At 56.6% G+C, this 15,310-nt stretch carries 16 protein-coding genes; 10 read left to right on the top strand and 6 right to left on the bottom strand.

Annotation, left to right across the window (positions count from 1 at the left end; all coding sequences use genetic code 11):
* Positions 1-15: 15 nt before the first annotated feature.
* Together BW950_RS07530 and BW950_RS07535 are read left to right on the top strand one after the other, a co-directional pair.
* Positions 16-882 (top strand): transporter substrate-binding domain-containing protein, encoded by an 867-nt coding sequence (locus BW950_RS07530; RefSeq protein WP_076488674.1) that lies wholly within the window; start codon positions 16-18, stop codon positions 880-882.
* Entirely contained in the window at positions 879-1,778 is a 900-nt protein-coding gene (locus tag BW950_RS07535; protein WP_076488675.1) for an amino acid ABC transporter permease, read from the top strand. Before BW950_RS07530 ends, BW950_RS07535 begins: the two co-directional genes overlap by 4 nt.
* On the opposite strand, the gene BW950_RS07540 is transcribed toward BW950_RS07535, so the two are convergent.
* Positions 1,749-3,161: an MATE family efflux transporter gene (locus BW950_RS07540; protein WP_076488676.1), complete on the bottom strand. Its 1,413-nt coding sequence runs from the start codon at positions 3,159-3,161 to the stop codon at positions 1,749-1,751. The genes BW950_RS07535 and BW950_RS07540 overlap by 30 nt on opposite strands.
* A complete protein-coding gene (locus tag BW950_RS07545) occupies positions 3,145-3,627 on the bottom strand; it encodes a MarR family winged helix-turn-helix transcriptional regulator (RefSeq protein ID WP_076488677.1) in 483 nt (160 codons plus the stop codon). Before BW950_RS07545 ends, BW950_RS07540 begins: the two co-directional genes overlap by 17 nt.
* A gap of 126 nt (positions 3,628-3,753) precedes the next feature.
* On the opposite strand from BW950_RS07545, the gene BW950_RS07550 reads away from it, so the two are divergent.
* The 6 genes from BW950_RS07550 (at position 3,754) to BW950_RS07575 (ending at position 8,944) form a co-directional block, all read left to right on the top strand.
* The gene (locus BW950_RS07550) at positions 3,754-4,029 is read left to right on the top strand and encodes a helix-turn-helix transcriptional regulator (protein ID WP_076488678.1); all 276 of its coding nucleotides are present in this window, start codon (positions 3,754-3,756) and stop codon (positions 4,027-4,029) included.
* Positions 4,016-4,456: a hypothetical protein gene (locus tag BW950_RS07555; protein WP_076488679.1), complete on the top strand. Its 441-nt coding sequence runs from the start codon at positions 4,016-4,018 to the stop codon at positions 4,454-4,456. The genes BW950_RS07550 and BW950_RS07555 overlap by 14 nt, the downstream gene beginning before the upstream one ends.
* Positions 4,457-4,671: 215 nt before the next feature.
* Positions 4,672-5,943, top strand: coding sequence for an ABC transporter substrate-binding protein (locus BW950_RS07560; protein ID WP_076488680.1), 1,272 nt, complete (start codon positions 4,672-4,674; stop codon positions 5,941-5,943).
* A 127-nt stretch (positions 5,944-6,070) separates the two neighbouring features.
* Entirely contained in the window at positions 6,071-6,988 is a 918-nt protein-coding gene (locus BW950_RS07565; protein WP_076488681.1) for a carbohydrate ABC transporter permease, read from the top strand.
* Complete coding sequence (locus tag BW950_RS07570; protein WP_076488682.1) at positions 6,985-7,845, top strand: carbohydrate ABC transporter permease; 861 nt, start codon at positions 6,985-6,987, stop codon at positions 7,843-7,845. The genes BW950_RS07565 and BW950_RS07570 overlap by 4 nt, the downstream gene beginning before the upstream one ends.
* A gap of 55 nt (positions 7,846-7,900) precedes the next feature.
* The gene (locus BW950_RS07575; RefSeq protein ID WP_076488683.1) at positions 7,901-8,944 is read left to right on the top strand and encodes a LacI family DNA-binding transcriptional regulator; all 1,044 of its coding nucleotides are present in this window, start codon (positions 7,901-7,903) and stop codon (positions 8,942-8,944) included.
* On the opposite strand, the gene BW950_RS07580 is transcribed toward BW950_RS07575, so the two are convergent.
* The 3 genes from BW950_RS07580 to BW950_RS07590 form a co-directional block, all read right to left on the bottom strand.
* Positions 8,941-9,420: a GNAT family N-acetyltransferase gene (locus BW950_RS07580; RefSeq protein WP_076488684.1), complete on the bottom strand. Its 480-nt coding sequence runs from the start codon at positions 9,418-9,420 to the stop codon at positions 8,941-8,943. The two genes, BW950_RS07575 and BW950_RS07580, sit on opposite strands and share 4 nt — an antisense overlap.
* A gap of 113 nt (positions 9,421-9,533) precedes the next feature.
* Positions 9,534-9,914 carry a hypothetical protein gene (locus BW950_RS07585; protein ID WP_143559168.1) on the bottom strand — a complete coding sequence of 127 codons (381 nt, stop codon included), beginning with the start codon at positions 9,912-9,914 and terminating at the stop codon, positions 9,534-9,536.
* 21 nt (positions 9,915-9,935) lie between these two features.
* Positions 9,936-11,660, bottom strand: coding sequence for a M30 family zinc metallopeptidase (locus BW950_RS07590; RefSeq protein WP_076488686.1), 1,725 nt, complete (start codon positions 11,658-11,660; stop codon positions 9,936-9,938).
* Positions 11,661-11,784: 124 nt separating this feature from the next.
* Between BW950_RS07590 and BW950_RS07595 the strand changes: the two genes are divergently transcribed.
* Positions 11,785-12,237, top strand: a complete 453-nt coding sequence (locus BW950_RS07595) for a VOC family protein (RefSeq protein WP_234969055.1) — start codon at positions 11,785-11,787, stop codon at positions 12,235-12,237.
* Here the strand turns inward: BW950_RS07595 and BW950_RS07600 are convergent.
* Entirely contained in the window at positions 12,177-12,899 is a 723-nt protein-coding gene (locus BW950_RS07600; protein ID WP_159438755.1) for an AraC family transcriptional regulator, read from the bottom strand. The two genes, BW950_RS07595 and BW950_RS07600, sit on opposite strands and share 61 nt — an antisense overlap.
* Positions 12,900-13,173: 274 nt before the next feature.
* On the opposite strand from BW950_RS07600, the gene BW950_RS07605 reads away from it, so the two are divergent.
* A complete protein-coding gene (locus tag BW950_RS07605) occupies positions 13,174-15,291 on the top strand; it encodes a methyl-accepting chemotaxis protein (RefSeq protein WP_143559169.1) in 2,118 nt (705 codons plus the stop codon).
* Positions 15,292-15,310 lie beyond the last annotated feature (19 nt).

Raw genomic sequence — 15,310 nt, forward strand, 5'->3', positions numbered from 1 at the left:
CAAAGGAGACAGCAGATGATCGAGACACAGAATCAACGACGAATCGGGAGACCCGCCTGGCTGATCCTGGCAACCCTTGCCCTGGCCCTGCTTTTGGCCTGCGTACCCGCCGGACAGGATAAGGGAACTTCCCAGGGAGGGCCGGCCACCGGCCAGACCAGTCTTCTGGAGGCGATCCAGGAACGGGGAGTCCTGCGGGTTGGAATGTCCACCTTTGTTCCCTGGGCCATGCGCGATGCCCAGGACGAATTGATCGGCTTCGAGATCGACGTGGCCCGTCGCCTTGCCGAGGATATGGGCGTAGAAATTGAGTTTGTTCCCACCCAGTGGTCGGGGATCATCCCCGCCCTTCTGACGGGACGTTTCGACATGATTATCGGAGGCATGGGAATCCGCCCGGCCCGAAACCTCTCGGTGAACTTCTCCATCCCCTACGATCATTCGGGCATGGCCATTGCCGCCCACACGGAGATGGCCGCAGGCTTCGACAGCCTGGAAGATTTTAACGATCCCGAGGTGGTTATCACCGCCCGCATTGGAACCACCGCAGCCGACGCGGCCGAGCGAACCTTCCCCAGGGCGCAGCACCGGTTCTTTGACGATGAGTCCCGGGCCGTCCAGGAAATCCTCAATGGCCGGGCCCACGCCCTGGTTGCCTCGGCGCCGCTTCCGGCATTCCAGGTGGTGGAGAACCCGGACCGGCTCTTCCTGCCCATCCAGGGAACCTTCACGCGGGAACCGATCGGTTTTGCCCTGCCCAAGGGGGACGTGGACATTCTGAACTTTGTGAACAGCTGGATCACCGTGGTTGAGGCCGAAGGCTGGCTTGCAGAGCGCAAGGCCTACTGGTTTGAAACCCGCGACTGGGCTGAACAACTTTGATCGGACCCTACGCAGCCCGGCCATCCCGGCGAGTTTCCGCGCTTGATCTGCTGCTCCTGGCGTTGCTGGCAGTTGCGGCGGTTCGGATCGGCCTCCCCCTCATCAGCGGGGGAGGCTACCGCTGGGACTGGTCCGTGATCGGCCGCTACACCCTGCGGCGCGATCCCGCAGGCCGACTGGTTCCCAATGTATTACTCCAGGGGCTCTTCACAACCCTGCGACTCTCCATCTGGTCAGCGATCCTGGCTGTGGTGATCGGTCTGGCCATGGGAATCCTGGCAACCCGGAAGCGTCTTCTGGCACGAATGATCACCCGAACCTACGTGGAGTTTGCCCGAAACACACCTCCCCTGGTGCTGGTCTTCCTCTTCTACTTTTTTCTGGGAGAGCAGATAAACGCGATTCTGGGAATTGAACGCTGGGCATCGCAGCTCACACCCCTGGGAGCCAGGGTGGTGAGCATTCTCGCAGCACCACCCCGACAGCTCCCGGCCTTTGTCTCGGCCGTGATCACCCTGGGAATTTTTGAGGGAGCCTATCTCACAGAGATTATCCGTGCCGGAATTCAATCGGTTCCACGAGGCCAGAACGAGGCAGCCCAGGCCCTGGGGCTCACCGGGATTGACCGCTACCGCTACGTGGTGCTTCCCCAGGCCTGGCGTGTTGTCCTCCCCGCTGCGGTGGGACAGTTTATCTCGGTCATCAAGGATTCCAGCATCGTGGCGGTCATCTCTATTCCGGAACTCACCTTCCAGGGGCTGGAAGTAATGGCAGGAACCTACCGCACCTTCGAGATCTGGATTACCATCGCCGTGATGTACTTTCTCTTGAGTTCCCTCTGCTCCTGGACGGCCCACCGAATGGAACTACGCCTGAACCGCACCGTTGCGACATGACCCTCCCTCTCCAGAGGATTTTATGAGCCCCAGAGCAATAACACAGGCCACTACCTCGGCAATAACCGGGGTGAGCCATATCCCTGGAACCCCCAGCCACAGGGGAAGAAGAAGAATCCCCGCAACAGGCAACACAAGCCCTCGCGCCAGGGCGATCACCAGAGATTTTCCGGCCTCTTCCCGGGCAGTAAAATAGACCGAAGCGATAATACCCAGGGGCATACACAGCGCCACCCAGCGGAAAAACGATGCGGCCTCAGCGGCTACCCTCTGGGCCTCACCATGGCCGGGCAGAAAGACCCCGGCAATCATCCGGGCCGGGGCCCCCAAAGAAAACCAGAGAAGAACCCCCACCAGAAAGGAAACAACCAGAGTGATTTCCAGGGCCCGGCGCACCCGCAGAACCTCCCCCGCTCCGTGGTTGTAGCTGAAAACAGGCTGAACACCGCTCCCCAGGCCAAGCACAACCATCACCCCCAGCATCACCGGATACTGAACAACGGTAAATGCAGCAACCCCCAGGGCACCCAGAAAGCTCAAGAGAACCCGGTTGAACAGGAACGTGGTGACCCCTCCCGAGAGAGAATTAAGCAGCTCCGAGGCGCCGTTTCTGCAGATGGTGATCAGAGTCCGGGCATCCCTCACGGGACGCCCCAGGGAAAGCCCCGGCGTTCCACGAAGAGTCTTGACCAGAAAATAGCCGAAAAAAACCAGGGCTGCCCCGGTCTGGGAGATACCCGTTGCCCAGGCCGCACCGATAATTCCGAAGTCCAGCACAAAGAGAAAGAGATAATCCAGAAAAATATTCACCAGGGCGCTTCCGGCCATGACAAGACTCGCCAGAGCGGCCTTGCCATCGTTCCGAACAGACTGCTCCAGGATAAAGACCAGAATCATCCCCCAAAAGAAGGGAAGCAACCCCAGAAGATAGTCCCGGACATACCCCGAGAGAACCTGGCCCACCCCCAGAAACGCCAGCAACTGCGGCGTCAAAGCTGCGGTGATCACCGCACCGACGATACCCAGGAGAAACCCCAGGACAAGAATCGTTCCCAAAACCCGGGATGCGCTCCGGTGGTCTCCCTCACCCAGAAGAATCGCCGTACGGGCGTTTCCTCCTGTACCAATCATCACCGCCAGCCCCGCCACAAGCGCCACCAGGGGATAGAGAACGTTTACCGACGCCATTGCCTCGGGCCCCAGGCTTCGGCCCACCATGATTCCATCCACAATCTGATAGAGCGCCTGAAAGGCCATGGAAATCACCGCTGGAGAGCCGTGACGAACTATCAGTTTTCCCACAGGCTCGGTGAGAAACTCCCGGCGGGCCGCACCCTCGGCAGGATCTATCTGAAGTGGGGCCAGTCTATCCATCGTTTCCATTGGTTTGATCCATTATTCGTCGTACCGACCCCACCAGTTGCCTCGACAACAGGGAAAACTCCCTTCGGGCATCGGCGGGAATCTCCTCAAGATATACCTGAAACTGTGCGGTCAACCGTTCCTCCAGCCGACCAAGCGTCTCCTGGCCCTTTTCTGTAAGGCTCAGCACCACCCGACGCCGGTCTTTTCTGTCCTGAGAACGATTAACCAGCCCCTGTTCTACCAGCGAGTGAACCATCACTGACACAGCCGCAGAGGAAACACCATAAATTCGTGACAGCTCTTTCAGACTGATGTCTCTGCTCAGGGAAAGCTCAAAGAGCATCATGTACCGCTCGGCCGTGAGGCCCTGCTCCCTGGCCAGGTCCGGCATCCACCTTACCACGGTCTGCCGCGTAAAAAGTGTGAGTGCGTTGACCATTTCCATGATTATCGATGCATCAGCAGGGGCAACCAGATCATCCACAATTCAACCTCTTTAATGATTAAGTGATTTAACCATTAATGTGGCAACTGTGTTTTGTCAACCCTCCGACGCCACAAAATGCAAAATATAGTTTACAAAATGCAATGCATAGATTACACTGGTCTCATGCTGAAGAATCAAAACTCGAGAAACCAGGTTCGCCAAAGCCGAACAGAGCAAGGAATGACCCAGGAAGAACTTGCGCACCAAGCCGGAATCACCCGGCAAACGGTGGGTCTCATAGAAAAAGGGACGTACAACCCCACCCTGGATCTGTGCCTCAAGCTCTGTGGTGTTCTGGGTAAAACGCTGGACCAGCTGTTTTGGCCCGACAGCCTTGACGACCCCGGGACAACTCAGGAAAGACATCTCACAGGAGGGAAAAACCATGATAACCGATGAACGACTCAACCAGGAAAACCGTCAGGTGGAGAGCATCATCTGCCATGTTCTCAAATGGGGGCTTTTCGCCCTGCTCCTCTACCGATGGATACTGCTCAGGCAGAATCTCCTGGAGACCCTTGATCTCTTTCTCCTTTGGGCAGGATCGGGGCTGGCAGAGTTCTTCCTCATGGCATCCCGAGGAATTCCTCTCACATATCCCGTGCAGACCTCCCGAAGAGAGCAGATTTTCTTCCTGGGGGTGGCCCCCCTGGCAGCAGCAGCAATTGCCGTGGCATCGCTCTTTCCTTTGGGAGCGTATCAGGGCATCCTTCACAGTCTGGGCATCTTCGGAGTTACCTACCTTATCGTGGTGATTCTTTTCTCTTCCTATGTGTCGATCACCCGACTCTGGGAAAAGCGCCACATCCAGGATGATCAGCCGTGACTCACCACCATGAGAAAAGAGGCGCACAGAGCGGCCGGGCATAACGGGGGCAAACCGAAGGGGGCACATAAAATTGTTGACAGCGCAACTAAACCGGTTTAGTTTTGTTTATACACGCGGACGAGGACTGTGCTGAGCCACCATCGGGGATAAAACACCGACACCCCGATTGAAGCCGGCCTGCCTCAAAGCCGCATCATTCAAGGAGGTCACGTATGAAAAAACAAACCGCTCCGGCTGTTCTGGCGGTCCTTTGTGTCGCAGCGTTCTGCGCCACGGTGCTTTTTTCGGGATGTTCCAAAGACGACGGCAGAGAGCACGTAACGCTCATGCAAAACAAGCCTGAAATCGACGCAATGCTGCAACGCTACGGCTCAGACTGGTCGCAACGAACCGGCATCGGCGTTACCATAAAATCCGTAGGCGGCGGAACCGGAGCCACCCTGGGACAACAGCTGCGCGCAGATTACGCAGCAGGGGAGATGCCTGACATCTTTATTATCGCTGGTCCTGAGGATTACCGGGAATGGGAGAGCCTCATTCTGGATCTCTCCGATGAACCCTGGGTTGCCGATACATCTCTGGCCTTTACCCTGGAAGGCCGGGTCTATGGGTTTCCCGTTGCCCTGGAGGGATGGGGGATGGCCTACAACGCCGACCTTCTCCAAAAAGCCGGGATCGATCCCCGAGAGCTTGTCAATTATGACGCCTATCGACGGGCATTCCAGCGCCTGGATTCCATGAAATCCGAGCTGGGCATCGATTCGGTTGTCTCCATGGCTGCCTCGGCTGACATGGGCTGGGTTACAGCCCACCACAACTTCAACTCCCTGCTCTCCAACGGCCTGCCCTACGGAGATTTCTCGGTGGTAGAGGATCTTTTGAACGGCCAGGTGGACCAGCAACTCCTGGAGGAATACGCCGACTGGGTGGAATTGCTCTTTCAATACGCCGACAGAACCGTTTTGACCACCGGCAACTACGACACCCAGGTTGGTGCCTTCGCCACGGGCCGTGCCGCTTTTCTGCATCAGGGCAACTGGGTTGATCCCAATCTGGAATCAGCCGGAGCTGAGTTTCCCCGGGCCTTCGCGCCCCACGGCTCACAGCACAGCGATACGGAGGGAATCTTTGTGTCAGCCCCCTCGTTCTACGTGGTCAACGCTGAATCACCCAACATTGAGGCGGCAAAGCAGTTTCTGCGCGATAAAGTCTACACCGACCAGGGACAGCAGTTCATGGTGGAAGAAGCAGGGATGATTCCCGCCTTCTCCAACATCGAACGGAGTCCGGCAGGACAACTCTCGCAATCGGTTCAGGAATGGGCAGCCCGGGACAAGGTCTTTTCCTGGAATCAGTACCATTTCAGCAACGATTTCCGGGATCAAAGCCTGGCGCCAATCTACAACCGTTTTGCCACAGGCCAGATCAACCGGGACGAGTTCGTCCGTCAATTGACCTGGACCTTTGAAACCCGGGAGCCCTGATCCCCCAAAATAAAGACAAACCCGACAGGTGCACGGCTCACGTGTACCTGGTCTCAGAGACCAGCTTCAAAGCTGAGGGGGATACCCGGGATTGCCTGACCGGGTTCCCCCGCATTCCGGAGATACCATGACCAGAAACAGACACACAGCGACCTTTTGGCTTTTTCTTGCCCCGGTGCTGGTTGCCTTCGTAATGATTGTCCTCATCCCGTTTTGCATTGGCGTGTACTACTCCTTCACGGACTGGAACGCCACGGCCCGGGCAGGCCAGGGAATCTCTTTTGTGGGACTGGCAAACTACCGGTCCAGCTTCAGGGATCCAGGTTTTCTCTACTCCTTCCTCATAACGACCATCTACACCGTGGTAAACGTGGCGTTTATCAACACCCTGGCGGTAGTCCTGGCCCTGGCCGTCACGAGCAAGCTCAAGCTACGCACGGTCTACCGCATGGGCTTTTTCATGCCCTATCTCATCGGAGGGCTCATTCTGGGCTACCTCTGGCAATTCATCTTCAACAACGCCCTTCCTGCGGCGGGCCGGATTGTTCCATTTCTGGGCGCCCTGGCACGTCCGGAAAACCTTCTTCTTGGAGAGGTTCCTTCCTCGATTCTGGCACTGGTTATCGTGGGGAGCTGGCAGTACGCAGGCTATATCATGATGATCTACGTTGCCGCGATCGAGGCGGTACCAGGCGAACTGCACGAAGCAGCAACCCTGGATGGGGCATCGGAGTGGCAGCGTTTCCGCACCATCACCGTCCCCATGATAGCCCAGGCCTTTACGGTCACCATGTTTCTTACGATGGTGAACTCCTTCAAGCAGTTCGATGTGAACTACTCTCTCACCGCCGGCGGACCGGCAACAACCTTTATGGGACGATCAATCTTTGGCACGGAGTTATTGGCCATGAACATCTATAACACCGCCTTCGTGGGCAACAACCTGGCAGCAGGACAGGCCCGGGCAGTCATATTCTTCATCGTGATCGTCGCATTCTCGATCTTTCAGGTACGAATCAACAAGCGCAAGGAGCTGGAACTATGAGCCGCTATACCCGGAAACGCCAGATCCTTTTCGAAACACTCATGGGGCTCCTTTTGATCCTCTTCCTCTATCCCTTCGCGATCGTCCTGATAAACTCCGCCAAGGACTCCTTCAGCGCAACCCAGTTTCCCCTGGCCCTTCCCAACAACTGGGGCCAGCTGTTTATCAACATGAGGACAATCTGGACGAGCCCCAGTGTCCGGTATTCCTCTTCCTTCTTCTCGTCGGTGGTGATCACCCTCTCGTCGCTACTGGCGGTCACGATCTTCCCCGCCATGGCAGGATGGGTTCTGGTGCGAACCAAGACCAGACTCTCCCAGATCATCTTCTTCACCTTTGTAGCAGCCATGGTGATTCCCTTCCAGATCGTGATGTTTCCCCTGGTATCGTGGTTTCGCCTGGTCTTCGAGGTAACGGGATTCCGTCTGCTCCGCAGCTACCAGGGGATCATCCTTTCCTATCTGGGGTTCGGCTTGTCTCTCTCGGTCTTCATGTACCACGGCTTCATCAAGGGAATCCCCCTGGAGCTGGAAGAAGCCGCCATTATCGACGGGTGCCGTCTCCCCGAGGTTTTCGGCCGGATCATTTTTCCCCTGCTCACACCCCTCCATGCCACCATAGCGATCCTGCATGGCCTGTGGATCTGGAACGATTTTCTCCTGCCCCTGCTCATACTGGGACGGGGAAACCGTCTGCAGACTCTTCCCCTGGCAGTAGCCAATTATGCGGGGGCCTTTGTGAAACAATGGGATCTGATCCTTACGGCGATCCTCATGGCGATGCTTCCCGCGCTGGTTTTCTTCTTTTTTGCCCAGAAAAAAATTATCCGGGGAATGATATCGGGCTCGATAAAATAGGCTGCCTGCCCTATAATTCGCGTACTACAGAATACAGACAGATGTGACACAGCAGATGGGAAAAGTAACAATCCAGGCCGTTGCCGAAGCAACAGGCTTCTCAAAAACCACCGTCTCCTTTGCCTTCAACGACCCTGCCCGGATCGGCAAGGAGACCCGGGCAAAAATCCTCGCCGCAGCGACCGAACTGGGCTACGTGCCAAACCCGGGGGCACGCAACCTCAGCAGGGGAAGCTACGGAACTATCGGATTGCTCTTGCCCCAGGTCATCCCCAAAGCGCTGGAGAACCCCTATCTGTCCCTCATTATTCAGGGCATCGGCCAGGTCTGCGAGCAGGAAGGCCACACCCTGACCCTTATCCCTCCCATCAAGCAATCGCTCCTGCTGGGCGTACAGAACGCAGCCGTGGACGGGCTGATCACCCTGGGACTTGAACCCGAACACGAGGCTGTGGAGCTTATCCAGCGACGATCCCTGCCCTTTGTCTCGATCGATGGGAAAGCAGGCAACGGATTTCCCGTTGTGGGTATCCGCGACCGCGATCTGGCCCGGGAAGCCATGTCCCTCCTGATAGAAACAGGGCACCGCCGGATCGCCCTGGTCTCTCTGGTGGATGCCCGCGAGATGAGTGTCGGCTCCCATGTGCGGTCCGAACGGCTGGCGGGATATCGAGGGGTCTTTGAGGAGCACTTTGGCCATCCCGGAGAGTCCCGGAACAGCGGCAATCCCTGGCTGATTGAGCTGTCCTGCCAGACATCTCTCCAGGGAGGGAGAGAGCTGGTCGACACGTTGCAGACCCTGGATATCTTTCCCGACGCCGCAGCGGTCATGAGCGACATCGTGGCCATCGGGATGATGGATCGGCTTGCCGAGATTGGCATCACCATCCCTGACCGGTTCAGTCTGGTCGGCTTTGACGATATCCCCGAATCGACGATCACCAGACCCCGGCTCACCACGATCTCCCAACCCGGACAGGACAAGGGCCGTGCGGCGGCAGAGACGCTGATGAAAATCATTCGGGGCGAAGCGGTTCACCCCGAGCAGGTCCTCCACGGCCGCCTTCTGCTACGGGAAACAGTGCGACGAGTGATCTAGCCCGATCGCGGCTCCGTGACCCGCAACGAGAGAAGCACGGCATCGTCCCCATCGCGATACCAGTCCTTGAGCAGGGCCTCCCGGGAGAAGCCCTTTTTCTCGTAGAAAGCCAGAGCTTTCACCTCCTCCACCCCGGTATCGACGTATATCTTGCGCCCCCCCTGGGCACGGGTCCATTCGATCATTCGATCAAGGAGGTCCGTTCCAATGCGCTGACCCCGCAACTCCGGAATCAGACCGATCCACTCGATAGTGCTGGTATCGTTCCACTCCTCGTAGATCACACCGGCCACCCCCGCAAAGCGGCCATCCCCGGTCTCGACCACAAGCAGCAGAACCTCTTCATCGTCCCAATCCAGAAAATCCTCAAGATCCTGGCAGGTGACCTCCTTTGGCTCGTCCAGAACCCGGGCGATGAAACAGGCTGCCTCATCTACATGACGCTCTTCCATTTTTATTATTCGGGTCTGTTCCACTGAAACACCTCCTGGGAAACCTCCACAAGCTCCCGGGAAAAGCATAGGGTCGTCTGACAAAAGATGTCAAGAAATAACAAGACCGGGAGACAACCAGGGACAGCGCAAAGAGATCAGAAGGGTTCCTCGCTACGGATGCCTTTGGCCATGAAGCAACCCAGCCTGGGATGCGCTGGCTCCCTGATCACACGGCCCTCAAGAGTGACCACTGCTCCCTGGTAGTTTTTGGCAAGGTCTCGGGTTATCTCTCCAATTATTTCGTAACTCCCCGATTCCCTGGTAGTAATCACCAGTACCGCCTGGGGTGAACTGCCCTTGACTGAGACCACTCCGGTGATCACCACTGATCTGCTCTCTGTCGGAAGAGGGGTGGCACCGGAGTCACCTCCGGCACAGCCCCCCAAGAACATGGCCCAGAGCAGGGGGAAAATGATTGTTCTGAAATCCTGTACCGCCCGGCCCCTCCTGGGACGCCCGGGTTGTCTCGCTAGCATCCCCGAAACCTCCCTAAATCATCATCGCACAATTATTGTCCAGTCCACGTTCTCGGCCAGAGAAACACTATAGGTCACGCTATCACTCCCGGCGGTTCCCATGTGGACGTAGAGATTTGAGCTGGGGTTCAGTTGAGGCAACACATCTCCCGAATCCCAGAAATACGGCCCATTCTGGCCATTATAGCTGTAGCTGTAGCTGTACAAGTCAATCGAACCTAAGGAGTAGCCACCGCTGGTAATGGCCTCACCGGTGTTATATCCGGCACCAATCTCTCCCGGAGAGCTCCCGCCCTGGCGGGAAACGTGAAGAACCCTGAAATCATCAGCAGTCAGGTCGGTCTTGTCGGAAAGCACCACCGCCGCCCCCCATTCACGCAAGATATCGCGGAAAGAGATGTCGCCTCTCCCCGGGGAAGACCGGACAGCCTCCACAACTGCCTGATAATCGGTCCACTGATTCTGCAGAATACCCCCGAAGAGTGTTGTAAAATCACCGTAATTTCGCGCAAGGAAGGCCCCGAAAGCATAGGAGTGGGAGTAATCAACATCGGGGTTATCGGTGTCCCAGTAGGCCAGGGGATGCTCGATCACGTAATTGAACAGGGGAAGGCGGCCACCGGTCAATCCTGTTCCCTCGGGAGTATAAACAAAGGAGCCACCGGACAGGGGAACCCCTCGGGGCCCCTCGATTTCCAGCTTGTCTGCAACGATATCCTCGGCTATCATGGCGCACATCTCGTCGATCCAGGTATCTGACCCATCGGTGTCGTTGACAATGGCCTTCTGGTAGAAGTGGATCATATGCTGAAACTCGTGTGCCAGGGTCGATATGATCTCGTCGGTCCAGTTCACGCCGTTCTGAACCCCCGCTGCATACATCACTGCGTCGAGGTAGAACATGATCTTCTCGTTTGAATCGCTGTCCTGGGTAAAATTATCCTTGGCCCAGAAGTATCCCAGGACACCGCCGCTTGCGCTGTTGTCGGCGTCTATGTCGTAGAGCAAAATATGAATATCGTTGGTTTCGTGAAGAAGATTTGAATAAGAAGAGGGCCCCCACTCCTCACCAAAAACACCGGTTATCCATTCGTAAATTGCCGGTTTAGCTGGATCAAGAAAGGCCCCGGCCAGATCATCAACCAGTTGGGAGGTGATCTTGTGTGCTTTCTGGCTATCTTCCCCCCAACAATCATCAGCAACCCAGACAAGGAGCCGTTTGTTCTTTGTTCCATCTCCAACCGAAATATCGGATTTTTCTACCATTCCCCGCAAGGTAGCACCCACAGCGGGAGCGCCAGCAGACAAGTTGGTCGAGGTCTGAAAGTCAAACCTTGTAGTATCTTGAGTATAACTGCGCGCGGGAGGAGGAGCAGCAGGACCTGACAATCCCCGAACCAGATCGGTTCTGATCCTCGACGGGGCTTCGCGGTTCCAGGCGGTGATCTCCGGTTTTCCCCTCTGTGCAACCGGTGTCGGTTGTAGCGATGTGGTTCGCACTCTGCGGGATCCACGGGAGGAGACACTCCCTTCAGACAGAACGATCGACGGGGAAGATCTTCGTGCCGAGATCGAGTAGTTCGTGAAGACGAAGTAGATCTCTTTTCCTTGAGTGTCCTCCAGGGTATACGAGAGGGTCGTGCCCTTGTCGCGGGAACTTTTCTTGTCGCTGCCAAACATGGAATCACAGGCCGAAAGGGCCATAAGTCCCACCAGAATGACCAAAAACCCAATATATCTGCGCATTATGAATTGCTCCTTTGTGAATCCCGGATTTTTCCCCGGTAAATGATTCTATTATTCAGAATAACCTTTTACACAAAAAACTTCCTCCTGCTCAATCTGTCTTCAGCAGATCTTTCACGACAACATGTTTGGGGTGTCGCAAATCTTCAAGACGGGAATCATGATTTCCGACAATACTCTTCCCATGGAAGCAAAACTTAAATACGTGATTCTCTTTGTTGAAGACGTGCCACGGTCGACGAAATTCTACGCCGAAGCCTTCGGCCTTGCCACCAGTTTCATTGTCGAAAGCGGCGATTTCGGGCAAATGACGTCGGGAGAAACCTCGCTCTCCTTCTCATCACTGAAACTGATGAAAGAGCTGGGGAAGAACCCGGGACGACCCACCGCCTCGGCCCCGGTCTTTGAAATTGCCTTTGAAGTTGACGACGTCCCGGCGGTTCTTGATCGAGCGCTTCGGGCCGGAGCAAACCTGGTGCAAGAGGTAAAGCAGGAAGCCTGGGGACAGACCACCTCCTACGTCAGCGATCCCGACGGGTATCTGGTAGAAATCTGCTCTCCCGTAGCTGCATCGTAACCAGGAGAACAGAGCTGGTTCACCAGATCCGGGCGGTGAACCAGTTCCCTGGGGCTCACGCCAAACCAGCGCCGCACAGAGCGGGACAGATGAGCCTGATCGGCATAGCCCGCCCGGAGAGCCGCTTCTGCACAGCCCTCGCCTGCCACCAGATATCTGGCTGCAGTCCGCACACGAACAAGCTGGGCCCAGAAGACGGGGGGCCGTGCGGTGTGACGCATCAACAAACGTTCCAGTGTTCTGGGAGAGATACCCAGGAGGGTTGCTGCACCGGCAACACTGGCCGGCATCGTCGCCACCGCCGAAAGCGCCTCGGCTACGCTGTGGTTCTCCCTGATCAGCCCCAGAATTCGGGAGACACTCTCGTCGGGATCATCCCGGGGGCACCCCTGCAGTTCCAAGAGAACCCGATCCGATACGTCTGCCCCCGGAGCCAGACGGTAGCCTGCCAGACGGGTTCCTTCGGGTATCGTTACACCCATGATGGTATCCTGCAGATGAGAGATTGACCAGACAGGGCTCTTGCCCGGAATCATCCAATAGAGCAGATCCCGACACCCGTCGGGGATAATGCGGACATCACCGGCAGAGGTGGTGTGATATGTCCACCGTTGCAAGACAACACTATTGTGCCAGGACGTTTCTCCCGGATAGGCCTTCATTCCCATAATCCTATCCCCCCTGAGGTCCCGGGACAACCTGCATTCCCGCTTTCCGCAGGTTCGGTCCGGCCTGGTCGGGCCATATCTGGTTGGGTCGGGAATAATCGAACGATCCGAATTTTCTGGATTTTTCCCCCCGGTCTGGAAAATCGTGTTTCCGGGAATATACTTAAGGAAGAGAATCTCTTTCGAGGAAAATCCGGGAAGCCCGCCGGAGCCGGCTCGCGAGGAACTCAGGAAAAGACAGAAAGAGTTAAAAAGGGAGACAGAACCTGTGAAACTGAAACGATCCATCCCCGGAGTGGTTATCTTCTCGTTACTCGTGGGAGTGATTGCCTCTCTCCTGATCGGGCTGGTTCCGGCACGACAGCAATTTGCGGACCAGTCCTACCGAACCTTCCCGGTGATTCTGAGAGCATCCCAGGCTGATATTCAAAGCGAACTCTCCCGGGGATGGGATATTGCACTCTCGATCTCGCGAAACCCCTTTCTCATAGACTGGATGGAGGGAGCCGAGACGGACCAGCTTCTTGGAGAGGGCATAGAAGCCATGCTCCTGGAGGTGATGAATCGCCCGGGAGTGATGTCGGGCTTCACGGCCACGGGCAGCACGGGGAACTTCCGCGTGGGAGATCGGGTCCTGAATGTTCTGGACCCCAATCGGTCCGACGACAGCTGGTTCTTTGACAGTCTTCGAGCCACCGAGGAGGTCATGCTGAACCTCGACTACAACCCCGAACTGGGCGAAACTCTCCTCTGGTTTAACGCTGCCGTTATCAGGGAAGGAAACCGGATCGGTATTGCCGGAATCGGCTTGTCTATCGACGAGGCCGTAGAGAGTTTCCAGAACGCTGTCCCCAGCCCCGGAAGTGTCCTCTATCTTGTAGACACAACCGGGCGAATTCTGGTGTCTTCCGATACCACCGCATTGGACAGCTCGATCTCGGAGTACCTGCCCTCGGAGGGCCAGGCCGTTCCGGGCCATCCCGGGATCCGGCGGTATCATTCCACCGCTTCGGGTAACACGATCATGGCAGAGTCGGCTCTGGAAGACACCGGCTACCGGATGATCCTGCTGGCACCGGAGGAAGAGTTCGTCCCCTCCTTCCTGGATTTTGCCGGCCTCTCGCTGCTCTTTATGGTCATCTTTGTTATGGCCGCCTCGTGGCTCACCTACCTGCTGATTGTGGCCAGGCTCCGCGGTCTGGAAACCCTGCGGGGGATGCTCCAGGATATCGCCGAGGGCGAGGGCGATCTCACTCGACGCCTGGCAACAAACCGAACCGACGAAATAGGAGCACTGGCCGAAGGATTCAACCAGACCCTCGATACCTTCAGCCATCTCGTGGGAATCATAAAAGTCCAGGCAAACACGTTGTCCGGTCTGGGAGGCGATCTTGCCTCGAACATGACCCAGACAGCAGCGGCCATAACCGAGGTGATCGCCACTATCCAGAGCGTCAAAAACCAGGTCCTTCGCCAGGCGGCCAGCGTGGAGCAGACAAGCCAAACCACGGAGGCCATCACCGGCTCGATCGAGAACCTCAATGGCCAGATAGAGCAGCAGTCGAGCAACGTCACCCAGTCCTCGGCAGCAATCGAGGAGATGCTCTCCAGCATTCAGTCTGTAACGGGAACGCTCGTAAAGAACAGCGAGGCCATCCGGAATCTGACCGACCGCTCCGAACGGGGGCGGGAAGCTCTGGAAGAGATGGCCGCCGATATCAAGGCTGTAGCACTGGATTCGGACAGCCTGCTTGAAATCAGCCAGGTGATTCACGATATCGCGAGCCAGACCAACCTCCTCTCCATGAACGCCGCCATTGAGGCGGCCCACGCCGGTGAATCGGGCAAGGGCTTTGCCGTGGTGGCCGAAGAAATACGAAAACTCGCCGAGACCTCCGGTGAGGAATCAAAGAAAATCGCCGCCGTGCTTACAAAAATAAAGGCTGCCATGGACGGCATCACAACGGCGACGGGGGAGGTCCAGACCCAGTTTGAACAGATCTATTCCGAGGTAAAGACCGTATCGCACCAGGAAGAGATGATCAAAAATGCTATGGAAGAGCAGAACGCCGGAAGCCAGGAGGTCTATACGGCGATCAGCGAGCTCACGGATATCACCGAATCGGTGAAGGATCGATCCCAGGACATGCTCCAGGGAAGCAAAGAAGTTACGAAGGAGAGCAAAAACCTGAAGAGCATAACCGAGGAAATCACTCACAGCATGGACGAAATGAGCCAGGGCGTTCAGGAGATCACCCAGGCCGTTTCGTTTGTGGACGAGATGACCAAGCAAAACCAGGGAAGTATCGATGCGCTTCTGAACGAGATCAAGCGATTCAAGATTGATGATGACACCCTGGACGAGGACACCCCTCCAGAAAAATAGAGGGGCAGGAGCAAAGACT

Origin of the sequence: Alkalispirochaeta americana (assembly GCF_900156105.1) — a bacterium.
GTDB lineage: Bacteria > Spirochaetota > Spirochaetia > DSM-27196 > Alkalispirochaetaceae > Alkalispirochaeta > Alkalispirochaeta americana.